Origin of the sequence: Streptomyces sp. NPDC090025, from assembly GCF_044748125.1 — a bacterium.
Taxonomy (GTDB): domain Bacteria; phylum Actinomycetota; class Actinomycetes; order Streptomycetales; family Streptomycetaceae; genus Streptomyces.
The window spans coordinates 346,390-369,251 of record NZ_JBIVFL010000002.1 but is presented as its reverse complement, the minus strand read 5'-3'; the positions used below and the strand labels follow the sequence as shown (position 1 = coordinate 369,251).

Sequence of the window (22,862 nt, the reverse complement as noted above, 5' to 3'; positions counted from 1 at the left end):
CCCCGGTGGCCCAGCGGGCGTCATACGTATTACCTTGCCCTCATGTCCACCTCCCCCTCGCTGCCCGCCATCACCCTCGTCACCCTGGTCGTCCGCGACTACGACGAGGCCGTCGACTTCTACACCCGCGCCCTCGGCTTCGACCTCGTCGAGGACACCGACCGCGGTGACGGCACCCGCTGGATCGTCGTCCGCCCGCGCGGCGCCGCCGACGGCACCGGTCTGCTGCTCGCCCGCGCGAAGGGCGACGCCCAGGCGGCGGCGGTCGGCGCCCAGACCGGCGGCCGGGTCGGCTTCTTCCTGCACACCGACGACTTCGCCCGCGACCACGCCCGGATGACGGCGGCGGGCGTCCGCTTCCTGGAGGAGCCGCGCCACGAGCCCTACGGCTCGGTCGCGGTCTTCGAGGACCTGTACGGCAACCGCTGGGACCTGCTGCAGCCCGCGCAGGACTGAGCCGGGCCGGGCGGACGGACCGGGGCCGGGGGCCGGGGGCCGGGGCGGCGAAAACCTCTGGCCACCGCTCCGGGCGCGCCGGTACGTTCACGGCTCCGGGCGATCACGAACCGGACCGACCCGGACAGCACCGACCGACCCGACCGGTCGAGACCGGCTTCCTCGCCCGCTACCCGGTCCGGCAGGCGGGCGGGCGGGCGGGCGGGCGGACCATCCTGGAGCTGTGGGTCCCGGCCGAGGAGCTGGCCGAGTTCAACGCGCACATCGTCGGCACCATCGAGGTCGTCCACGAGTTCCGCTGAGCGACCACCCCTCGGACCGCCCACGCTCCCGCCACATGCCGTATGCCGTATGCCGTATGCCGTATGCCGTATGCCAGGATGCGAACACCTGTTTCCATTATCCGGAACACCTGGCGATGTGAAGGCGGCTGCGATGGGCTATCTCGACGAACTGTTCTCCCTCTCCGGCCGCACCGCCCTCGTCACCGGCGGCAGTTCCGGCATCGGCAAGGGCATCGCGCGCGCCCTCGCCCGCGCCGGGGCGCGGGTGGTGATCGTCGCGCGGCGGGAGGCCGAGCTGAAGGCGGCCGTCGGCGAGCTGACGGCCGCGGGCGGTCTGGCCGAGGCCGTGAGCGGGGACCTGGGGAGCCGGGCGGGGGTGCGGGCGGCGGCCGACGAGGTCGTGCGGGTGCTCGGCGGCGAGCCGGACATCCTGGTGAACTCGGCCGGGATCAACATCCGTCCGGCCTTCGCCGAGCTCACCGAGGACGACTGGGACCGGACCATGGCGGTCAACCTGGAGGCGCCGTTCCTGCTCGGTCAGCGCTTCGGGCCCGGCATGGCCGAGCGCGGCTTCGGGCGGATCATCCACGTCAGCTCGCAGCAGGCGCACCGCGCGTTCGTGCGGTCCGGCGCGTACGGGGTGTCCAAGGGCGGCCTCGAATCGCTGTCCCGCTCGCAGGCCGAGGCGTGGGCACCGTACGGCGTCACCGTCAACACCCTGGTGCCGGGCTTCGTGATGACCCCGCTGAACGCCCAGCTCTCCGCCGACCCGGTGCGGGTCGCCGAGTTGGCCGCCCGCACCATGACCGGCCGCAACGGGCTCGCCGAGGACTTCGAGGGCGCCGCCGTCTTCCTGGCGAGCCGTGCCTCGGCGTACGTCACCGGGCAGTCGCTTTTCGTGGACGGCGGCCTGTCCGTCCACTAGAACGGGTCCGCCGCAGCCCGGCGGAGAGCCCCGCTGGTTTGAAGGGGTCCTCGCGGCGCCAGCCTCTGAGGGAACCCGTGCGCGGGACACGGGGGACGGAGGCTCAGCCCGATGACCGAACTCCGCAGGACCGCAGGGCCGTCGGCCTGGTGTGCGGCCGCGCCGGAGCCCGAGGGCTGGCTGCTGCCGGTGGACCGGGCCACCCGCGCGACCCGGGCCCCGGTGGACGGCGCCCTGCTGGACGACGACCTGCTCGACGACGCCCTGGTGGTGGCTGCGGACCACGCCCTCTGGCACGGGGCCGGGTTCGCCGTGCTCCGGGGTCTTGACCTCGCGGGCCTCACCGACGGCGCCTGTGTCGAGCTGTGCGCGCGGATCACCGGCCGGGTCGGCGGCGCCGCGGGCCTGCGCCTCCAGCGGTCCGCCCACGAGCTCCTGACCGCCCGCACCGCACCCGCCGTCCCCCGGCCACCCGGCCCCGGTGCCCCGGACACCGCTCCCCGGGACGGCGACGACCTCACGCTCCGCCCGCACATGGACCGCGGCGAGGGCCCCCGGCCGCCCCGGCTGCTGGCCCTGCTGTGCGTCCGGCCGGCCGCCGAGGGCGGTGAGTCCCTGCTGGCCAGCGGCCCGGCGCTGTACGACCGGCTGGCCGCCGAACGGCCGGACGTCCTGCGGGAGCTGGGCCGGGACTTCCGCTTCGGCCGCGGCCCCGGCTTCGACCGGGTCCGGCCCGTGTTCCGCCTCGACGGCGGGACCCTCACGGTCCACTACAACCGCTACTGGGTCCTGCGCGGCCAGGAGGAGACCGGGCGGCCGTTCGACGAAGGGCGGCGGGACGCGCTGCGCGCCCTGGACGGGCTGCTTCGGGATCCGGCCCTCGTGCTGCGGCTGCCGCTGCGCCGAGGGGACCTGCTCCTGGTGAACAACTCCGCCGTCCTGCACGGCCGGACGCCGTTCAAGGACGGCGGCGCACCGGGTTCGGGGCGCTGTTACGCGCGCGTCTGGGCGGACTGACGTCCGGGTGCGGCGCCGCGCACCCGCCGCCGCACGCGGACCGGCCCCGGGCGGAGAATCCGCCCGGGGCCGGTCCGTTCAGCTCACGTCACGTCACGTCAGCCGACTCGCTCAGCGCAGGTCGAACCGGTCCAGGTCCATGACCTTGGCCCAGGCCGCCACGAAGTCCGTGACGAACTTCTGCTTGGCGTCGTCCGAGGCGTACACCTCGGCGACCGCGCGCAGTTCGGCGTTGGCGCCGAAGACCAGGTCGGCACGGGTGCCGGTCCACTTGACCGCGCCGGAGGCGTCGCGGCCCTCGAACGTGGTCTGGTCCTCCGAGGTGGACTTCCAGGCGATGTCCAGGTCGAGCAGGTTGACGAAGAAGTCGTTCGTCAGCCGGCCCGGGGTCTCGGTGAGGACACCGAGGGAGGACTGCGGCTGGGTGACGCCCAGCGCGCGCAGACCGCCGACCAGGACGGTCATCTCCGGGGCGGAGAGGTTGAGCAGGTTCGCCCGGTCGACGAGCAGGTACTCGGCGGGGAGGCGGTGGCCCTTGCCCACGTAGTTGCGGAAGCCGTCCGCGGTCGGCTCCATCGCGGCGAAGGACTCGACGTCCGTCTGCTCGGCGGTGGCGTCGACCCGGCCGCCGTTGAACGGCACCTGGACGTCGAAACCGGCGTCCTTGGCGGCCTTCTCGACGGCCGCGGCGCCCGCGAGGACGACGAGGTCGGCGAAGGAGACCTGCTTGCCGCCGGACTGCGCGGCGTTGAAGGAGGACTGGACGCCCTCCAGGGCGCGCAGCACCTGGGCCAGCTCGTCCGGGTTGTTGATCTCCCAGCCGCGCTGCGGCTCCAGGCGGATGCGACCGCCGTTGACGCCACCACGCTTGTCGCTGCCCCGGAAGGAGGCGGCGGCGGCCCAGGCGGCCGAGGCCAGCTGGGTGACGGTCAGGCCGGAGCCGAGGATCTGCTCCTTGAGCGCGGCCGCGTCGGCGGCGTCGATCTGCTCACCGGTACGGGCCGGCAGCGGGTCCTGCCAGAGCAGCTCCTCGCTCGGCACCTCGGCGCCGAGGTAGCGCACGACCGGGCCCATGTCACGGTGGGTGAGCTTGTACCAGGCGCGGGCGAAGGCGTCCGCGAACTGGTCGGGGTTCTCGTAGAAGCGGCGCGAGATCTGCTCGTAGACCGGGTCGAAACGCAGCGACAGGTCGGTGGTGAGCATCGTCGGGCGGTGCTTCTTGTCGGCGTCGAACGCGTCCGGGATGACCTCCGGGGCGTCCTTGGCGACCCACTGGTGGGCGCCGGCCGGGCTCTGGGTGAGCTCGTACTCGTACTCGAAGAGGTTCTTGAAGAACCCGTTGCCCCACTGGGTGGGGGTCTCGGTCCAGGTCACCTCGAGGCCGGACGTGATGGCGTCCTTGCCCACACCGGTGCCGAAGGAGCTCTTCCAGCCCAGGCCCTGCTGCTCCATCGGCGCGGCCTCGGGGTCGGCGCCGACGTTGTCGGCCGGGCCGGCGCCGTGGGTCTTGCCGAAGGTGTGGCCACCGGCGATGAGGGCGACGGTCTCCTCGTCGTTCATCGCCATCCGGCCGAAGGTGTCGCGGATGTCGCGGGCCGCGGCGATCGGGTCCGGGTTGCCGTTGGGGCCCTCGGGGTTGACGTAGATGAGGCCCATCTGGACGGCGGCGAGCGGGTTCTCCAGCTCGCGGTCGCCGGTGTAGCGGGCGTCGCCCAGCCACTCGGTCTCGGGACCCCAGTAGACGTCCTCGTCCGGCTCCCACTCGTCGACCCGGCCGCCGCCGAAGCCGAAGGTGGTGAAGCCCATGGTCTCCAGGGCCACGTTGCCGGTGAGGATCATCAGGTCGGCCCAGGAGATGGCCTTGCCGTACTTCTTCTTGACCGGCCAGAGCAGACGGCGGGCCTTGTCCAGGCTGGCGTTGTCCGGCCAGCTGTTCAGCGGCGCGAAGCGCTGCTGACCGCCGCCGGCGCCGCCGCGGCCGTCGCTGGTGCGGTAGGTGCCGGCCGAGTGCCAGGCCATCCGGATCATCAGCGGGCCGTAGTTGCCGAAGTCGGCGGGCCACCAGTCCTGCGAGGTGGTGAGCACCTCGGCGATGTCCTGCTTGACGGCGGCGAGGTCGAGGCCCTGGAAGGCGGCCGCGTAGTCGAAGTCCTCACCGAACGGGTTCGCCACGGCGGGGTTCTTGGCGAGGATCTTCAGGTTCAGCCGGTCCGGCCACCACTGGCGGTTGCCGCCGCCCTGGGTGGGGTGCGCGGCCCGGCCGTGCGCGACCGGGCAGCCGCCGGTGCTTCCCGCCGCCTCGTCCTCGGTGACAAGGGGATCGTGCTTCTGCTCAGACATCGGTCTTTCCTTCCGAACCATTCGGATCGCGGAGCTCGGGAACTGCTGAGGCGTCGGGGTGACGACGTCGGTGCGTCCGGCGCACACCCTCTTGGCTACTACTGGAGTCGATCCTATGGTGGACCCAGTCCAAGTCAATACGACAGCCAGACCGACACGGCGTCTTCACGGCCGATTTCCGCTCGGTCGCTGCCCGGCACGACACCCCGCACCACACCCCGTACGACGTATCGCAAGGCTGGTGACCATGAGCAACCTGCTGGAACGGCTCCGCCGACGCGGCTGGCGGATGACCGCGCAGCGCCGCGTGGTCGCCGAGGTGCTGGACGGCGAGCACATCCATCTCACCGCGGACGAGGTGCTCGCCCGCGCCACCGCGAGACTGCCGGAGATCTCGCGGGCGACGGTGTACAACACGCTGGGCGAGCTGGTCTCGCTCGGCGAGGTGCTCGAGGTGTCGAGCGTCGGCCGCGCCAAGCGCTACGACCCGAACGCCCACCAGGCCCATCAGCACCTGGTCTGCGGGGGCTGCGGCACGGTCCGGGACGTGCACCCGGTGGGCGACCCGCTGGACGGACTTCCGGAGGCGGAACGGTACGGCTTCACGGTGACGGGGGTCGAGGTCACCTACCGGGGCCTGTGTCCGGTGTGCGGCCGGGCGGACGAGGATTCCGGGGCGTCCGGCGGGTCCGGCGGGTCCGGGGCCTGAGCCGGGCCCGAAAACGGCTGAGCCGACCGGGCGCTCGCGCGCCGGCCGGCTCAGCTGGTGGGTCATCTTCCGCGGTCTCCCGTGGTCTCCTGGGCGGTGCTGCCGCTCAGCTCTCGTCCGGCGCGAGCCGGAGCGAGATCGAGTTGATGCAGTAGCGCTGGTCGGTGGGGGTCTCGTACCCCTCGCCCTCGAAGACGTGCCCCAGGTGGGACCCGCAACGGGCGCACAGCACCTCGGTGCGGACCATCCCGTGGGAGGTGTCCGCGACCAGCTCGACCGCGGCGCTGTCCTTCGGGTCGAAGAAGGACGGCCAGCCGCAGTGCGACTCGAACTTCTCGTTCGACGTGAAGAGCTCGGCGCCGCACGCCCGGCAGGAGTAGACGCCCTTGGTCTTCGTGTCGGTGTACTCACCGCGGAAGGCGGGCTCGGTGCCGGCCAGTCGCAGTACCTGGTACTCCGACGGCGTCAGCTCCGCCTGCCACTCCGCGTCGGTCTTCTGGACCTCGTACGCCATCGTCACTCGCTCCCTCAGCGGCTGTTCCGGCTCGACAGGTGGGCGAGGATCCGCGGACCCAGGTCCGTGACGTCCCCCGCCCCCATGGTCAGAACCAGATCACCGGGCCTCGCCATTCCCGCGACGGCCACCGGCACGGCGTCCTTGTCGTGCACGGCGGTCACCTCGGCCCCGGCGGCCCGCGCGGCGGCGATGATCAGCTCGCTGGTGACGCCGGGGATCGGGTCCTCGCGGGCCGGGTAGATGTCCAGGACCACGGAGGCGTCGGCCAGGGCGAGCGCCTCGCCCATCTCGCGGCCCAGCTCCTGGGTGCGGGAGAACAGGTGCGGCTGGAAGACGACGAGCAGCCGGGCGGCTCCGGCGGCGCCGCGGATGGCCTCCAGGTCGGCGGTCATCTCGGTGGGGTGGTGCGCGTACGAGTCGATGACCTGGACCCCGGCGGCCTCGCCCTTCAGCTGGAGGCGGCGGCCGACACCGGTGTACGCGGTGAGCGCCCGGGCCAGCTCGGCCGGGTCGATGCCCACCCGGGCACCGGCGGCGAGCGCGGCGACGGCGTTGTGGGCGTAGTGGCGGCCGGGCACGGAGACGGTGAAGGTGTGCTCGGCGCCGTCGAGGGTGACGGTGACCTCGCTGGTCATGCCGTTCGGGGCGATCTTCAGGATGCGGGCGTCGGAGTCCTCGGACTCGCCGACGGTGAGCACCGTCAGGCCCTCGCGGCCGGCCACCCGGCGGGCCAGCTCGCGGGCGCCCGCGTGCTCGCCGACGACCAGGGTGCCGCCGGGTCGGACCTTGCCGACGAACGCCTCGAAGGACTCGTAGATCTCGTCCATGGAGGCGTAGTTGGCGTGGTGGTCCAGCTCGACGTTGAGGACGATCGCCACGGTGGGGTCGTACTTCTGGAAGCTGCGGTCGCTCTCGTCCGCCTCGGCGACGAAGACGGTGCCGTCGCCGTGCCGGGCGTTGGTGCCGGGGCCCGCGAGGTCGCCGCCGATGGCGTACGAGGGGTCGAGGCCGAGCTCGGTGAGGGCGACGGCCAGCATCGAGGTGGTGGTGGTCTTGCCGTGGGTGCCGGCGACCGCGATCGCGCTGAGGCCGTCCATCAGGGAGGCCAGCGCGTCGGAGCGGTGCACGACGGGGATGCCCAGCTCGGCGGCGCGGGCCAGCTCGGGGTTGTCGGCGCGGATGGCGCTGGAGACGACGACGGCGGAGGCGTCGTCGGCGAGGTGCTCGGCGGCGTGCCCGATGTGCACGGTCGCGCCGAGCGCGCGCAGCGACTCGGCGGTCGCGGACTCCTTGGCGTCGCTCCCGGCGACCTTGGCCCCGCGGGCGGCGAGGATCTTCGCGATGCCCGACATTCCGGCACCGCCGATGCCGATGAAGTGCGGCCGTTCCATGGCGGCAGGGATGGCGGGTGCCATGCGGTTCTCTCCCCGGGAGTGCGTGGACATATCTGGCCCCAGCCTAGTGGCTGGCGGCGGCGGGCCCCGGGACCCGGTGCGGCGGCGGGCGCCGTGCGGGGTCCCGGGGGCGGGTGGGCCGCGGGCGGCTACTCGCTGTGCGCGAAGAGCTTCAGGACCGGCACCCCCACCTTGTGGCGGGCCCGGGAGGCCCAGTCGCGGTGGAAGAACTCCTCGACGTAGTGCGGCGCGGTGAGCACGATCACCTCGTCGGCCTCGGACTCGTCCACCACGGACTTCATCTTGTCGAGGGGGTGGTCCTCGACCACCTGTCCGACCGCCTCGCAGCCCGCCGCTCTCAGTGCCTGGAGCGAGGCTTCCAGGGCCTGCTCGGCGAGCGGCCGGGCGTCCTTGCCCTCCGGTTCGTCGCCCTCGCGGGCCGCTTCCTTCAGTTCGCCCATCGCGACGTCGTCGATGGCGCGCAGCAGTACGTCCGCCTGGTCACCACGTGGCTGCATCAGAACGATGAACGAGACCTGCTCCTCACCGTGGAGCGTGGTGACGAAATCCACGTCGACGGACGTGAGGGGCTTCTCGATCATCAGAACGCTTGTGAACACCTCAGGAGCCCTTCTGCGGAAACCATCCTTCCCCGTGCCCACACGGGGACTGCGTGAGTAAGTCTGCCCAGCGGACGCTAAGCGGAACGACAAATTCCGCCGATTGTCAGATCCGACGGTAGCGGGTGAACAGGAAGCCGTCCTGCTCCAGGACCGACGCCACGGCGAAGCGTTTCGGAACGGCCACCGAGGGCCCCGACGCGATCCGCTGCGCGGTGCCCGCCGTCATGGCCGGGGCCAGGCTCAGACACATCTCGTCGAGCACCCCGGCGGCCACGAACTGCCCGAGCAGCCGCGGCCCGCCCTCGGTGAGCTGCCGCCGCAGCCCGCGCTCCGCGAGCACCGCGACCAACCGCTCCGGTTCGACGCCGCGCCGGTCGCCCGCGACGACCACCTCCGCCCCGGCCCCGCGTGCCGCCGCCACCCGCTCGGCCGGGGCCTCGGCGCCGGTCAGGACCAGGGTGGGCACCAGCGGCTCGGTGAACAGCGGCAGCGAGAAGTCCAGGTCGAGCGAGGCGGTCACCACCGCGATCACCGGGGCCAGGGCCTGCCCGGCCGCCGCCCGCCGGGCCGCGAACGCCTCGCGCGCGCGTGCCGGGCGGTAGCCCTCGCTGCGCACCGTCTCGGCGCCGACCACCACCACGTCCGCGAGCCCGCGCAGGGTGCCGAAGATCCGCATGTCGGTGTCGGACGACAGCGGCTGGGAGCGGCCGTCGTGCTGGCCCGCCCCGTCGAGCGAGGAGACCATGTTGGCCCGCAGCCAGTGGCCCTCGGCCGCCTGGGCCGGATAGGCGTAGGCGTCGGCCAGTTCGTCGAGCGACCACTCGCGGTCGGCGCCGGGGTGACCGGCGTGGCCGGAGTGGTCGGCGCCGGGGTGACCGGCGTGGCCGGAGTGGTCGGCGCCGGGGTCATCGGCGCCCGAGCGGTCCGCGTGGTCCGCGTCGGAACGGCCGTCGGCGGGGTGGTCCGTGGCTGTCATGTACGTCACAGGGAACAGGCGTCGCATCCCGGCAGTCTGACACGGCGCTTACAGTGGATAACTGTGTCGACCCGTGCCATGACCGAAGCGGCTTCCGTGGAAGCCGCCCCGCTCTCGCTGTGCTCCCGAGAGCCCCACGTCCCCGCCGACCGTCTGGTGGCCGAGATGGTGCCGCCGCCACGGTTCGACTCCGTGCGCTTCGACACGTACATACCGGACCCGAACCAGCCGAGCCAGATCGAGGCCGTCAAGGTCCTCAGCGGCTTCGCCGCCGGTCTCGGCGGCGCCCACGCCAGCGGCTCCGGCAAGCGCCGCTGGTTCTCGCTCGGCGGCCGGAAGCCCGCCGCCCCCGCCGGTCCGCGCGGGGTCTACCTCGACGGCGGCTACGGCGTCGGCAAGACCCATCTGCTCGCCTCGCTCTGGCACGCCACCCCGGCCGAGCCCGCGCTCAAGGCGTTCGGCACCTTCGTGGAGCTGACCAATCTGGTCGGCGCCCTCGGCTTCCAGGAGACCGTGCGGACCCTGAGCGGCCACCGGCTGCTGTGCATCGACGAGTTCGAGCTGGACGACCCGGGCGACACCGTCCTCGTCTCCACCCTGCTCGGCAAGCTGGTCGACGCGGGCGTCGCGCTCGCCGCCACCTCGAACACGCTGCCCGGCAAGCTCGGTGAGGGCCGGTTCGCCGCCGCCGACTTCCTGCGCGAGATCCAGGGCCTGTCCGCGCACTTCCACCCGCTGCGCATCGACGGCGAGGACTACCGCCACCGCGGTCTGCCGGCCGCCCCCACCCCGTACAGCGCCGAGACCGTCACGAAGAGCGCGTACGCGACCCCCGGCGCCTCCCTCGACGACTTCCCGCACCTGCTCGACCACCTGGCCCGGGTCCACCCGAGCCGCTACGGCGCGCTCACCGACGACCTCACCGCGGTCTGCCTCACCGACGTCCAGCCGGTGCCCGACCAGTCGACGGCGCTGCGCCTCGTCGTGCTCGCCGACCGGCTGTACGACCGCGAGATACCCGTGCTCGCCGCCGGACTCCCCTTCGACCGGCTGTTCAGCGACGAGATGCTGAACGGCGGGTACAAGAAGAAGTACTTCCGGGCCATCTCGCGGCTCACCGCCCTGGCGCGGGACGCGAAGGGGCTCGTGGCGCAGTAGCTTGGGGGCCATACCCGATCGAAAGGGAACGACATGGCCACCGTGCGTCACGCCCACACCGTCTGGGAGGGCGACCTCCTCAAGGGCAAGGGCGTCGTCAGTCTCGACTCCTCCGGCCTCGGCTCCTACGAGGTGTCCTGGCCGTCCCGGGCCGAGCAGCCGAACGGCCGGACCAGCCCCGAGGAACTGATCGCCGCCGCCCACTCGTCCTGCTTCTCGATGGCCTTCTCCAACGGCCTGGCCAAGGCCGGCAACCCGCCGACCCGCCTGGAGACCAAGGCCGACGTCACCTTCCAGCCGGGCGAGGGCATCACCGGCATCCACCTCACCGTGACCGGTGAGGTGCCGGGCCTGGACGCCGACCAGTTCCAGGCGCTCGCCGAGGACGCCAAGAAGAACTGCCCGGTCAGCCAGGCGCTGACGGGGACGACGATCACGCTCACGGCCGAGCTGGCCTGAGCCGCGGCCCCGCCCCCGCCGGCGGGCCCTGCCCCCGGCGGAGCCCGGCGGGGCGGGGTCAGCCGAGCGGGAAGCGCACTCCGGTGAGGCGCTCCGAGAGCTCCCACAGGCGGCGGCCGGTCCCCGGATCGGTCGCCGCCGGTGCGTACGGCACCGGCTTCGGCGCGCCGCGCAGCTCGCCCGCCCCGTCCGGCCCGTAGAACGCGCCGCCGTCGACGCCGGGCACGGTCGCCACGTACAGCTGCGGCAGCGCTCCGGCCGCCGCGGGCTGCGCGAACAGCGGGCTCGCGATCTTCCCGTACACCCAGCGGACCAGCGCGACCGCGGTGTCGCCCTGCAGATTGGTCCGGCTGTAGCCGGGGTGCCCGAGGACGCTGCGCACCGGGCTTCCGGCGGCGGTGAGCCGTCGGTGCAGTTCGTGCCCGAAGACGGTGTTGACCAGCTTGGACTGGTTGTACGCGGCCGACGGGGCGTAGCGGCGGCCGGCGCCGTAGCCGTGCTCCAGGGCCTCGAAGTCGATGCGGCCCCTGCGGTGCATCAGGCTGCTGACGGTGACCACGCGGGGCCCCCGACCGGCGGCGAGGCGGTCCAGGAGGAGCCCGGTGAGGGCGAAGTGGCCGAGGTGGTTGGCCGCGAACTGCAGCTCGTGGCCCTGGGCGCTGAGGGTGAGCGGCGGGGCCATCACGCCCGCGTTGTTGACCAGGACGTCCAGGTGCGGGTGGTCGGCGCGGAGCTTGTCGGCGAACTCGCGTACGGAGTCGAGGTCGGCCAGGTCGATCCGGCGGACGTCGAGCGAGGCGCCCGGCACCTCGGCGGTGATCCCGGCGGCGGCCCGCCCGCCCTTCGCCTCGTCGCGGACGGCGAGCACCACATGGGCGCCGTGCCGGGCGAGTTCGCGGGTGGTGGCGAGGCCGAGGCCGCTGCTGGCGCCGGTGACGACGAAGATCCGGCCGGTGAGGTCGGGGATGTCGGCGGCGGTCCACTTCGGGGAGTGCGGGGAGGTCGCTTGACTCATGCGACACACGCTGCCGCTCATGACACTCGGTGTCAAGCACTACGCCAGGTGCCAGGTTGCTGGGCTAGGCTCGGCCGTATGACGACCGTTCCCACCCCACCGTCACCGTCGCCCGCGCCGTCGCCCGCGCTGACCATGGCCGAGCGCAAGCGGCAGCTGGTCTCGACCGAGCTGACCGAGGCGGCGCTGCAACTGCTCGCCCGGCGTGGCTTCGACGCCGTCACCGTGGACGAGATCGTCGCCGAGGCGGGGGTGTCGAAGCGGACCTTCTTCCGCTACTTCGCGTCCAAGGAGGACGTGGTCGTCCAGTTCCTGGCGGGGCTCGGCGACGAGATGCGGGCCGCGCTCGCCGCCCGCCCGGCCGCCGAGCCGCCGTCCGCCGCGCTGCGGGCCGCGGTGGCCGTACCGCTGGCGGCCTGCACCCTGGAGCACCCGGACCACGCGGCCCGCGCGCTGCTCGTGGTCCAGCTGATCCTGCGCACCCCGGCGCTGCTCGCCCGGCTGCTGGAGCGGCAGCTGGAGTGGCGCGAGACGCTGGCGGCGGAGCTGGCCGCGCGGGACGGGCTCGACGTGTCGGCCGCGCTGTATCCGCGGCTCGCGGCGGGGACGGCGCTGGTGGCGTTCCACACGGCGCTGCAGCGGTGGGCGGAGAGCTCGGCGGCGGAGGACCCGCTGGCGCTGCTCGACCGGGCGTTCGCGGTGGTGGGACCGGCGCTGGACGCGCAGGATCGGTAGCAGCCCCGGGAGCGGGGACGGGCACCACGCCGGGAGGCCGAGGCCGCATGTCGAAGACACCGAAGCCCGAGCAGCCGAAGAAGGACAAGCACGGCAAGGGCCTCAAGCGCCGCGACGATCCGCCGCCGCTGCGCGAGCTGTTGCGGATCCCGGTCGGCAAGCCGGTCGACCTCACGGCGTACGACGCGGACGGCAAGCCGGGCGGGCCCGCCGACAAGGCGGCGGGGGCGGCGGCCACCTCGGCGCTGGGGCCCGCGCTGGCCGGGCTGCAGGAGCGGCTGTACGCGGCGAGCACGGCGGGCGACCGGCGGCGGCTGCTGCTCGTGCTCCAGGGGATGGACACCAGCGGCAAGGGCGGCACGGTCAAGCACGTGATCGGCCACTTCAACCCGTCGGGCTGCCGGATCCACGCCTTCAAGGCGCCGACGCCGGAGGAGAAGGCGCACCCGTTCCTGTGGCGGATCAGCAAGGCGCTGCCGCAGCCGGGCGAGATCGGCATCTTCGACCGCTCGCACTACGAGGACGTGCTGATCGGCCGGGTCCGCGAGCTGGCCCCGGCGGACGAGATCGAGGAGCGGTACGCGGAGATCGACCGCTTCGAGCGGTCGCTCGCGGACGACGGCGTCACCGTCGTGAAGGTTTTCCTGCACGTGTCGTACGAGGAGCAGCGGACCCGGCTCCTGGAGCGCCTGGACAACCCGGAGAAGCACTGGAAGTTCAACCCGGGCGACATCGAGGAGCGGGCGCTGTGGCCCGCGTACCAGGAGGCGTACGAGATCGCCCTGGAGCGCTGCGCGTCGGAGCGGGCGCCGTGGTTCCTGGTCCCGGCGGACCGCAAGTGGTACCGGAACTGGGCGATCAGCACGCTGCTCCTGGAGCATCTGGCGGAGCTGGACCCGCAGTACCCGAGGGGTGACTTCGACGTGGCGGAGTGCCGGAGGCGATTGCTCGCCCAATGATCGGCTAATTTCCCTGGGTGACCATTTCTGTACGAAAACTGTCGGCGCTGGCCCTTATGGGCGCCGTACTCGTCGGCTGCGGCGGGGGCGCCGCCGACACCCCGGCGGCCAAGGCGCCCGCGTCGCCCGCCGCCCCGGCCGCCACCGCGCCCTCCCCGAGCGCGGCCGGGGCCCGGCCCGCGCCCGCGCCGGCCGCCCGCAAGGCCCCGCCGACCCTGGCCCCGGCGGCCGGTGGCCTGACGCCGGTCTACACCCACCGGGCGAAGAGCGCCGAGAAGGTCGTGGCGCTCACCTTCGACGCCGACATGACGGCCGACCAGGGCCCGCGCGCGGCCCGCGGCGAGCACTTCGACAACCCGGAGCTGATCGCGACGCTGCGCCGCCTGAAGGTGGACGCGACGGTCTTCATGACCGGCCGCTGGGCGGAGGAGTACCCGGACCAGGCCCGCGCGATCGGCACCGACCCGCGCTTCGAGATCGCCAACCACTCCTACAGCCACTACGCCTTCGCGAACCCCTGCTACGGCCTGCCGACCGTGGCACGCCCCGACATGGCCGCCGACGTCCAGCGCGCCTTCGACGCCTTCCGCGACGCGGGCGCCGTCAACGTGGTCCCGTACTTCCGCTTCCCCGGCGGCTGCTACGACGACACCGCCCGCCGCGCCCTCGCCCCGACCGGCGTCACCGCCGTCCAGTGGGACGTGATCAGCGGCGACGCCTTCGCCAAGGACCCGGACGCGGTCGCCGACCAGGTCCTCGACGGAGTGAGGCCGGGCTCCCTGGTGGTCATGCACTGCACCCGCAGCGCGGCCCCGGTCACGGAGCGGGCGATCCGCCGGATCGTCCCGGAACTGCGGGCGAAGGGGTACCGCTTCGTGAAGGTGTCGGACCTGATGGGCAGGTAGCCACGGGGCGGCAGATCGACAACGATCCACCCTTCGGCGACCGTGCGCTCCGGGATGGGCTTGCAGTTCTCCTTGTAGGCCTACTTCTGGCGCCGCCTCGTCGTCGGCCTGGCGCTCGTCGTGCGGGTGCGTCCGGGCTTCTTCGCGCTTCCGGTCATCCGCTGCGCTAATTCTCCGCGGCCTGGTCGCTGGCCGGCCCGCGGCGGCGGAGCCGAGAGCGGGCCGGGTCGGCGGCCGTGCCGCGCGCGACCCGCGTCAGCGGGTCGCCTTGGCGCGGCTCGCGCCGACCAGCTCCACACGGTGTACGAACTCGCCCTGCGCACCGTACTCCGCAAAGGCGAACTCCTCGGCCTCCACTGGGAAGACCTCGACCTCGACGCGAGCACCGCGACCATCCGCCGCTCACTACAGTGCACCCGAACCGGCGGCCTCATCCACCTGCCCACCAAGACCCGCGCATCCGAACGCCGCATCGCCCTCCCCACCAAATGCCTCCACTCCCTCAAGGAGCGCCAGGAACGACAGAACGAGGAGCGCAAAGCGGCAGGATCAGCCTGGCAAGACAGCGACCAACCGGACGGCCTCTCGACCCGGCCAACCTCACCCGCCGCTTCCGCGACTTCCTCCTCAACCGGGCCGGTCTCCGCCACAGTCGCTTCCACGACCTCCGACACTCCACCGCCACCCTCTTCCTGGAGCAAGGCGTCGACCTCGTCGTGATCAAGGAACTCCTCGGCAGCGCCCTCAACCCGACCGACTACGCAGCCGACGACCCACCAACCGCAACCGTCGTCCGCTGACGCCAGCGTTGCGTCAAACGGCCCAGCAGCCCCCGCCGTGAATTCGGCGGGGGCTGCTGGTGCCACTGCTGAACGTGCTGGCGCTTGGTGATCTATCTCCCTACGCGCAGTCCCTCATACGCCAGGAATTCGAGGAACCCGGTCGCCGCGAATTGCACTTGACCATCCTCATGGTCCCAGAAATCAACCTGGCTAGCACAGCGACCTTCGACGACCGAGAACCCCCACCAGTCACCTGTTCCGACCGGGGCTACGGCGACAAAATTGCCATCCTTGAACTCGGCTACGTTCACCCTCACCAAGTCGTCTTCCTGGTCATCAGAAGCAACGACTGGCAGAAGGTCGAGAAACAGGAACATTCCTCCGCCGTGACGCTTCATGAACTCCCTGTACTCGCCAGGGAGCTGCGCCTGGAGAGTCTCCTCCGCCTCCGACAGTTCGGCTTCGGAAGCCACTCGGGACTGGAAGACGTCGAAGCCTTCTGGACTGCTCAGGCCAGCGCGTTTTGCGCGAGCCGCAGAAAAGTGGACTTCAAACTCTTCAAGCTCCACGATCTCACCTAACCGATCATCCGGGCCAGTTGTCGAACCAGTGGTCTGGGCTGTACGTGCCCCATCCCTGCTCCTGCGATCTATACCACCAGTGCAGTTGGGTGTCTTCCTTCCTCATTTCCTTCGTGACGCCTTGGTTATGCGGATTTCGGTGGAGATCCGTTCCAGCACCTCGGTGAACATTTTGGTCTAGCTCATGAATTGGAGCGCCGGGCATTTGGTCCGCATGGTGGATCTCTATTCGATCGCCAAGCTGATTTGGGCGAAGCCCAAGCGAGCCGCGAATGATGTCGGCGCGAGTCCAAGCACCAGAATTGCGAATCGGGGCATCGGCAGGACCAGCGCCAGTTCCCGGAGCGCAATTGCATTGCACCCCCGGCGGAGTGGTACCGCAGTTGTGCACAAGGACCGGCGTGGCCCCCGCCAGCACATAGTACGTGTGCAGGTTACTGACCGTCAGATTGCGGACCGTGACGTCCGGGCTCGTCCAACGCTCGATCGACGCGACCTGAACGTAGGTTCCGGCGCTGGTACGGAGCCACTGGCCCCGCTTGAGGTCGGTCGCCTTGAGCCACTTGCCCAGCTCGGGGACCCAGAACGGGTGCCCGTCAGTCGCGGTGACCTGGGCAGTCTTCGTGCCGGCCTTGCCGTCCACGTCGATGGTGACCTTGACCAGGTGCTTCAAGCCCTGGCCCTTGATCTCCGCGGTGACTGTCTCGACCCGGGTCTCGCCGGTCTCGGGGTCGGTCGCGACGACCTTGTCACCTACCCGGACATCCTCGATCTTCTTCGTGGTGCCGTCCGCGAGAAGGACCTCGGTGCCTTCGACGAAGCTGTTCGGGCACTTCCCCATGTTCTTGGCAGCGCCCTTGGCGCCCCCCACGCCGGTGAACACCAAGCCGGCCAGATCGGCGAGCCCTTCCCCGTCCTCGTAGGCCGGGTCACTGGTGTCGCCGCCCAGCTTGTTGACGAGGGCGTCGTAGGACGAGGTGGTGCTCGGTCCGAGTCGCACCGGGATGGCCAGATCCACCGTGCGGGCGACGCTCCGGACCGCTCCGGCGAGCGTGTTCCAGTTCCACTTGATCTTGCGCGGGGTCAGGTCGACGACCGTGCCCCAGTTGACGCCGCCGTACTGGTACCACCGCTTGCCGGTGGCCTCGTCTTCTTTGTAACTGCTCCAGACCCACCCGTTCGCCGTCGGCCGCCACGACTCGTGGTAGGTCACGGACATCTCGTTGAGCGAGTCGCTCGGGCGGCAGGTGCTCGAGTGGCCACCGCAGATGCCGTCCGGGCGCAGGCCCGACGGGTCCGACAGCGTCATCGGGTTGTTGTTGGAGTAGACGTAGCCGTTGAGCGACTGGATGTCACCCACGGCCAGGACCGGGTCGACGCTGATGAAGCGGCCGGTGTTCGGGTCGTACTCGCGGGCGCCCAGGTGGGTCAGGCCCGTCGGGTCCATCGTTCCGCCGACGAAGCCTCGCGTGCCGGCCCAGTCGGCCGGTGCTGCGCCACGCTGCTTGCCGAAGGGGGTCTGGCGCCACTGGTCGACGACGGTGCCGGAGGCGTCGATGTCGAGCGCACCGGTGTTGTGGTGGTCGGTGACCTGGAAGGACACCTTGTTGTCGTCCGTGCGGACCGCGACCGCCGCGCCGAGCGCGTAGTACCGCGTCGCCTTCGGCTTCGCCTCGCCCTTCGTCAGCTTGAGTTCCGTGCCACCGAGGTAGAGAGTCGTCGACTCCGTCTCGGGGGTCGCCGAATCCACGTCGTGGCTGAGCAGGCGGCTGCCGTCCGGAGCGTAGACGTAGTCACTCGTCCGCCCCGTCGTGACGGTCAGTCCGTCGGCCGTCCTCTTGACGGTGTCGGTGAGCTTGGTGAGCGCGCCCTGGTCGTTCCACTCGAGGGCCTGGTCGCTGGTGGTGCCGGGTTCCGGATTCAGGTGCCGTTCGGTGGTGTTGCCGCTCGCGTCGTAGCCGTACGACTCGGTGACCGGGGTCCCCGTGCCGCCCGTCACCGTGCTGGTGCCGGTGAGTGAGTGCGGGCGGACCCCACCCGCTGCCGGGTAGCTGTAGGTGCGGACCTTGTCCGCCTCCGTGTTGCCGGACGGGTCGTGCTCGGTCTCCGTCCTGCGGGTGCCGTCGGTGTTGTAGGTCCAGCTGGTCCAGTACGGAGCCGGGCCGCCCAGGTTCGAAGCCGCGGGCAGCACCGGGCAGGGCGAGGACGTGGGCGTGAATGCCTCCGTCACGCGGGCCAGGTGGTCGTACGTGAAGCACTGCCGGTCCACGCCGTACCGGGAGGTGTCAGTCAGCGAGGTGACGTTGCCGACCTCGTCGTACGTGTACTCCGCGGCCCGCTCCGCGCCGCTCGCGCCCTCCAGGTCCGTGCGGCTGCCCGCGAGGCGCTGGGTTCCCCACTCCCACGCGTTGGTGACCCAGATGTTCTTGCCGCCCGCGTTGAGCGTGGACTGCAGGGGCTTCCCGGTCAGGCTGTACGTCTGCTTCGCCAGATAGCCGGCGGCCAGACTGCTCACGCTGACCTGCCGGTGCAGGGAGTCGTACGTGTACGCCAGGGACTCGGCGGCGAGGTTGCCCGCGGCCGGATAGGCCAGGGACTTCACAGTGCCGTCGAGGTTGTACGTCGTGCCCGTGACGTAGTTGCCCGCCAGACCCTCCTGGCCCGGGACCGAGGGAACGGTCAGGGTGGTGCGGGTCGGCCGGTACTGGGCGTCGTAGACGTTGACCGTCGACTTGTACTCGTAGGTGTTCGCGCCGACCGTCACGAACCGGCTGCTGCTGCCCGCCATGCCCTTGTTGCCGGTGGGGTCCCAGGTCTGGGAGGTGAGCAGGGTGCCGGAGGCGCTGCCCGCTCGGGATTCGGTCTGGCGGGAGAGGTTGTCGTAGACGAAGGCGGTGGTCTTCTTGTTGCCGTTCTCGCTGCTGGTCAGCTCACTTCGGTCGTTGTAGTTCTTCTTCGAGGTGCCGGTGTCCGGGTCGGTCGCCGTCCTCTCACGTCCGAGCTGGTCGAACGTCCACGTCCAGCTGTTCTTCGACGGGTCGGTGAGTTTGACGAGGTGACCCGCCGGGTCGTACTCGTACGTCGTGCTGTCCGCCGGTCCGCTGGGGTCCATGCTCCGGTACTGGAGCAGTTCGGTGACCTGACCGGCCGCGTTCGAGAGGGAGGTGGTGGTCGTGCCGCCCTTGGGCGGAATCACCGTGACCCGGTCACCGCCGTAGATCGTACGCGTGGTGGACAGGACCTTCTCGCCGACGCCGTTGCCGGCGAGCTGGGTGACCTTGGTCGGACGGCTCAGGCCGTCGTACTCGGTCGTCGTCTGGGATTCGACACCAGTGGTGTCCTCCAGCTTGAACAGCTTCCCCGGCTGGACACCGACGGCGTAGTACGTGGAGTGCGAGCGCTCCACCAGGCCACGGGCGTCGTAGAGGGTGTCGGTGAGGAGATTGCCGCTGCCGTCGCCCGGCCCTTGGGACTGGCGCTGTCGTCGGTGTCCGTCGTAGAGGACGAAGCTCGACGACTGCGATCCGTCACTGTTGAGAGTGAGTGCCTCGACCGAGCGGATGACGTTCGGGTCGTCGTGGTAGCGGTACTCGACGCTCGGTGTCTGCCCGTCGGCCTTGGACCGGTCGGCCTTCCAGAGCTTGAGGTTGCGGCCCAGGGCGTCGTACACGACCTCGGTCCGCAGGCCGTTGGCGTCGATCTCCACCGAGGGCAGCCCTCGCTGGGATTCGTAGTAGGTGGTGGACGTCTGCGTCGTGCCCGCGTTGCCCACCGTGGCCGGGGGTGTCGTCACCGTGCTCTTGGTGAGGCGCCCGGTGGCCGGGGTGTAGGCCGTGGTCGTGGTGCGTGCGCCCGTGTGGGCCGTCGTGACCGGGGCGGCCGTCCCCTCCGCCGGGTCGAAGACGCTCGTCGAGACGAGGTCCACCGACGTGAGCGGCCGACCGTAGGTGTCGAAGGTGGCGGCGGTGTCGAGATAGGTGGCCTTGGTGCCCGAGCGCTGTTTGAGCGTCTCGACCAGTGTGGGAAGTCCCTTGGTGGGCGCCGCTCCGTAGGCTTGGCCGTCGTAACGCGTGCGTACGTCGGACAGGACGGCGGATGTGCCGTCCACCTGGGTGTCGCGGTTGACCGTGGCGGTGCAGTTGGCCGCCACTGTCTCCGCGCGGATGACGCCGGTCAGGATCCAGCCGCTCGTGTTGTCCGCGTACGTGGTGCGTGTGCACCGGTCGTCCGATGCCTCGGCGACGTCGCCGAGGTTCTCCGCCTTCGTGACACGGCCGTAGCCGTCGAAGAAGTTCTTCGAACGGACCTCACGCCACCGGGTGCCCGCGCCGTCGTCCAGCGATGTGTACGAGCGGGTGGTCTCGGTGCTGACGATGTTGGCCGTCGTGGTACCCCAGTTGCGGACCCGCTTGGCGGTCTCCTTCTTCCACGGGGTACTGACCGTCTTCGCGAGGATCTTGCCGCCCGGCGCGTCGTACGTCTCGGCCCGGTACTCGTGTCCCGACCATGCCTGGTCGTCCGTGATGGTGCCGCCGACGCCGTCCGACACCGACACCGACCGCGTCTTGTCCTTGTCCGCGGGCTCGCTGCGGTCGCCGTGCATACCCCGCAGGAACCAGTGGTCGACCTGCGTGGACATGGCGAGCGTGCCGCCGGTCTGGACCCGGGTGTGCTGGTAGCCGCGCCACTGCGACCAGGTCTTCAGCTTCTCCTTGGTCAGGCCGTCGTCGTCGTCGAACGCCCAGGCCGCGTCACCGAGGTAGGTGTAGCGCGTGACCATGTCCGGTGCACCGCCCGTGAGGTCGGTCATGAGGACCGAGTCCACGACGAACTTGTTGAACCACTCCGTGGTCGCGTCGGTCTTGTTGGTCGGCTGGTACTGCTGTGGGAAGCACCGCGTGGTGTTGCTCTGCGGCGTCGGCAGACTGCTCCAGGAACAGGTCTCGGCCGAGTAGTTGATGTCGACCTGCCCGCCGGCCTCGTCTGTGATGCTGGAGAGGCGTTCCTTGATGAAGGGGGCCCGTCCGTCCCCGCTCCTGTCGAGGCGGTTGGCCCTCTGCGCGTAGCGCAGCACGGTCGGCGGCAGCGGGATCGCCGTGGCGCCGGCCAGGCCCTTGCGATCGATCGAGGAAAGGATCAGCTGGTAGTCGGTGTCGGAGGTTCCCCAACGGTGGTTGAGGGTCCAGGAGTCGATGTCCTTGTAGGTGCCGCCCGACTGAAGGGTCTGTGTGGTGACCGAGGCGAGCCGCGTGCGCGTGAAGAAGGTCGGGGAGAGCCGGCCGGCGTCGCAGTCCGTCGCCGCCTTGCAGTTCATGTCCCATGGCGTGTCGTACCAGTACTGCCGATTGGCGTCGATCTTCGCCGGGTCGCAGAGCGTGGTGTTCGACTCCAGGCAGCGCTCAGCAGTCTTGAAGTTGACCCGCGCCATCGGCTTGACCGTCGTCGAGTTGATGTCGGCCGTCTTCAGTCCGTACTCGATGTGGTCGAGCGAACCGCCGCGTATGTACGGGGTGTCATCAGCGGCCGTCAGATAGCGGCCGTACGAGTTGCCCTCCTGGTTGTACCAGTAGGTGATGACGTTGCCCTTGGTGTCGACGGCCTTGTCGAGGTTCCAGCGCCAGCCCTGCTGGCACCAGGCACTCTTGATGTCGGCGTTGTAGCAGGGCTCTCCGGAGTTGTTGCCGTAGACGGGGACGCTGAAGACCGATTTCGTCTCGCTCTTGCCGGAGGCCCAGTTGTCGAGCCTGTTGTAGCCGAACCAGTACGTCGTGCCGTCAGAGGTGACGGCCTTGAAGTACTCGCCGTCGTTGTCCCCGTTGCCCCGGCCGGTGTCCCTGACCCGGGTCACCTTGGTGCTGTCGTCGTTCTTCAGCCGCCACTCGTCGGCCCCCACAGGAATCAGCTCACCGGAGTGGCCGCCGAAGTTGATGGTGGCGTTGTCGTATCCCCAGCACAGGTCACCGATCTCCTGGGTGCCCTTCTTGACGTCCTCGTCGCCGCAGGGCTTGTAGGCGCGCTCGACGAAGCCCGGCGACATCTCGAAGCCGTCGCCCGCCCAGGACGCCTGATTGTTGCCGTTGCTGGTCCGGCCGTCGATCGCCCCCGACGAGTAGTTCAGGCCCACCTTGGGCACGAAGGCGCCCGGTACGGAGGGCACGGCCATGCCGTACGAGGTGGTGAACGTGCCGGTGTTGAGGTCGGTGTTCCATGACGAGGAAGCGGCGAGCGGGCTTGCCTTGAAATCGCCGGAAAGGCTGGACGAGCCGGCGGTGAGGCCCAGCACGGTCGCGGTGCCCGCGCCCAGTTGCGTCCCCATCCCGCCCGGGACGCCCGGCGGCACCGCCACGGCGTCGGCCGTGACGGTCCTGGCCTCCGCGTCGTTGCGGCCCTCGATCGGGACCGGCACACGGCACTCGGGCTTCTCCGGCGTCTCCAGGACACAGGCCGGCATGAGCACGAACCGCAGGCGAGAACCGAAGTTGCCGCCCGCGGCCCGGGCGAAGCCGCTGTAGTCGACGGTGACCTTCGTGGTCAGCGGAGCAGCGGCCGTGCCGGCGGTCGCGCTCCCGACGGTCAGCAGCACACCGTCGATACCGGCCCGTTCCGCGGCGGACCGGTCGAGGAAGGTCAGGTCGGCCTCGACCGTGCGGGCAGTCGTGGACCGCGCCGCGCCGCGCCCTTGGGCGGGCCCCAGCGTCACAGCCGTCTTGCCGGCCCGTACCGAAGTCTTCGCCGAGCCGCCGGACGGCAGCTGGACGCGGACGGTTCCGGGCTGGGGCCAGGCGATGGCCGGCTTGGTCGCCCCGGACTTCTGCTCGGTGGGGCGTGGCCTGGGCTTGGCCACGGTGCCCTTCGCAGGCCGCTCGGACGAGACGGCCTGCGGACGGTTGTCATCGGCGGACGCCGAGGTCACGGCGGCGGGCATGCCTTGAACGAGGGTGCCCAGCAGGGCTCCGCTCACGAGGACGGAGAGACGTGCCGAGGCCCGTTTCCGTCCGGATCTTTGTGAACGCACTACGGATTTCCT

Annotated in this window: 17 protein-coding genes and 1 pseudogene; 10 read left to right on the top strand and 8 right to left on the bottom strand. The window is 71.0% G+C overall.

Annotation, left to right across the window (positions count from 1 at the left end; translation table 11 throughout):
* The first annotated feature begins 42 nt into the window (after positions 1-42).
* The 3 genes from ACIPXM_RS07545 to ACIPXM_RS07535 all read left to right on the top strand — a co-directional run bounded on the left by ACIPXM_RS07545 (position 43) and on the right by ACIPXM_RS07535 (position 2,682).
* Entirely contained in the window at positions 43-456 is a 414-nt protein-coding gene (locus ACIPXM_RS07545; protein ID WP_401653008.1) for a VOC family protein, read from the top strand.
* Positions 457-891: 435 nt separating this feature from the next.
* Entirely contained in the window at positions 892-1,665 is a 774-nt protein-coding gene (locus ACIPXM_RS07540) for an SDR family NAD(P)-dependent oxidoreductase (RefSeq protein ID WP_401653006.1), read from the top strand.
* 111 nt (positions 1,666-1,776) lie between these two features.
* On the top strand, positions 1,777-2,682 hold the full coding sequence (locus ACIPXM_RS07535) for a TauD/TfdA family dioxygenase (RefSeq protein ID WP_401653004.1): 906 nt from the start codon (positions 1,777-1,779) through the stop codon (positions 2,680-2,682).
* A gap of 111 nt (positions 2,683-2,793) precedes the next feature.
* On the opposite strand, the gene katG is transcribed toward ACIPXM_RS07535, so the two are convergent.
* Positions 2,794-5,022 carry a catalase/peroxidase HPI gene (gene katG / locus ACIPXM_RS07530; protein WP_401653002.1) on the bottom strand — a complete coding sequence of 743 codons (2,229 nt, stop codon included), beginning with the start codon at positions 5,020-5,022 and terminating at the stop codon, positions 2,794-2,796.
* 247 nt (positions 5,023-5,269) lie between these two features.
* Between katG and ACIPXM_RS07525 the strand changes: the two genes are divergently transcribed.
* The gene (locus ACIPXM_RS07525) at positions 5,270-5,731 is read left to right on the top strand and encodes a Fur family transcriptional regulator (RefSeq protein ID WP_401653000.1); all 462 of its coding nucleotides are present in this window, start codon (positions 5,270-5,272) and stop codon (positions 5,729-5,731) included.
* A gap of 106 nt (positions 5,732-5,837) precedes the next feature.
* Here ACIPXM_RS07525 and msrB read toward each other — a convergent pair whose 3' ends face one another.
* The 4 genes from msrB to ACIPXM_RS07505 form a co-directional block, all read right to left on the bottom strand.
* Positions 5,838-6,245, bottom strand: coding sequence for a peptide-methionine (R)-S-oxide reductase MsrB (msrB, locus tag ACIPXM_RS07520; protein ID WP_401652998.1), 408 nt, complete (start codon positions 6,243-6,245; stop codon positions 5,838-5,840).
* A 14-nt stretch (positions 6,246-6,259) separates the two neighbouring features.
* Entirely contained in the window at positions 6,260-7,663 is a 1,404-nt protein-coding gene (murC, locus tag ACIPXM_RS07515) for a UDP-N-acetylmuramate--L-alanine ligase (protein WP_401652996.1), read from the bottom strand.
* A gap of 128 nt (positions 7,664-7,791) precedes the next feature.
* On the bottom strand, positions 7,792-8,262 hold the full coding sequence (locus ACIPXM_RS07510) for an indole-3-glycerol phosphate synthase (RefSeq protein WP_401652994.1): 471 nt from the start codon (positions 8,260-8,262) through the stop codon (positions 7,792-7,794).
* A 106-nt stretch (positions 8,263-8,368) separates the two neighbouring features.
* On the bottom strand, positions 8,369-9,268 hold the full coding sequence (locus ACIPXM_RS07505; RefSeq protein WP_401652993.1) for a pyrimidine reductase family protein: 900 nt from the start codon (positions 9,266-9,268) through the stop codon (positions 8,369-8,371).
* A 51-nt stretch (positions 9,269-9,319) separates the two neighbouring features.
* Between ACIPXM_RS07505 and zapE the strand changes: the two genes are divergently transcribed.
* Positions 9,320-10,399, top strand: a complete 1,080-nt coding sequence (gene zapE, locus ACIPXM_RS07500; RefSeq protein ID WP_401652991.1) for a cell division protein ZapE — start codon at positions 9,320-9,322, stop codon at positions 10,397-10,399.
* Between the two features lie 33 nt (positions 10,400-10,432).
* Positions 10,433-10,858, top strand: coding sequence for an OsmC family protein (locus ACIPXM_RS07495; RefSeq protein WP_401652988.1), 426 nt, complete (start codon positions 10,433-10,435; stop codon positions 10,856-10,858).
* Positions 10,859-10,916: 58 nt separating this feature from the next.
* On the opposite strand, the gene ACIPXM_RS07490 is transcribed toward ACIPXM_RS07495, so the two are convergent.
* Positions 10,917-11,873: an oxidoreductase gene (locus ACIPXM_RS07490; protein ID WP_401652986.1), complete on the bottom strand. Its 957-nt coding sequence runs from the start codon at positions 11,871-11,873 to the stop codon at positions 10,917-10,919.
* 78 nt (positions 11,874-11,951) lie between these two features.
* Here ACIPXM_RS07490 and ACIPXM_RS07485 point away from each other — a divergent pair, with 78 nt between their 5' ends.
* The 4 genes and pseudogenes from ACIPXM_RS07485 to ACIPXM_RS07470 all read left to right on the top strand — a co-directional run.
* Positions 11,952-12,608, top strand: a complete 657-nt coding sequence (locus ACIPXM_RS07485) for a TetR family transcriptional regulator (protein ID WP_401652984.1) — start codon at positions 11,952-11,954, stop codon at positions 12,606-12,608.
* 47 nt (positions 12,609-12,655) lie between these two features.
* Positions 12,656-13,567, top strand: coding sequence for a PPK2 family polyphosphate kinase (locus tag ACIPXM_RS07480; RefSeq protein ID WP_401652982.1), 912 nt, complete (start codon positions 12,656-12,658; stop codon positions 13,565-13,567).
* Between the two features lie 56 nt (positions 13,568-13,623).
* Positions 13,624-14,472, top strand: a complete 849-nt coding sequence (locus tag ACIPXM_RS07475) for a polysaccharide deacetylase family protein (RefSeq protein WP_401653666.1) — start codon at positions 13,624-13,626, stop codon at positions 14,470-14,472.
* A 231-nt stretch (positions 14,473-14,703) separates the two neighbouring features.
* Positions 14,704-15,272 (top strand): annotated as a pseudogene (locus ACIPXM_RS07470) (site-specific integrase); the annotation flags it as partial.
* Between the two features lie 92 nt (positions 15,273-15,364).
* On the opposite strand, the gene ACIPXM_RS07465 reads toward ACIPXM_RS07470, so the two are convergent.
* Both ACIPXM_RS07465 and ACIPXM_RS07460 read right to left on the bottom strand, forming a co-directional pair.
* On the bottom strand, positions 15,365-15,727 hold the full coding sequence (locus ACIPXM_RS07465; RefSeq protein ID WP_401653663.1) for an SMI1/KNR4 family protein: 363 nt from the start codon (positions 15,725-15,727) through the stop codon (positions 15,365-15,367).
* Positions 15,728-15,839: 112 nt separating this feature from the next.
* Positions 15,840-22,760, bottom strand: a complete 6,921-nt coding sequence (locus ACIPXM_RS07460; protein WP_401652980.1) for a polymorphic toxin-type HINT domain-containing protein — start codon at positions 22,758-22,760, stop codon at positions 15,840-15,842.
* Positions 22,761-22,862 lie beyond the last annotated feature (102 nt).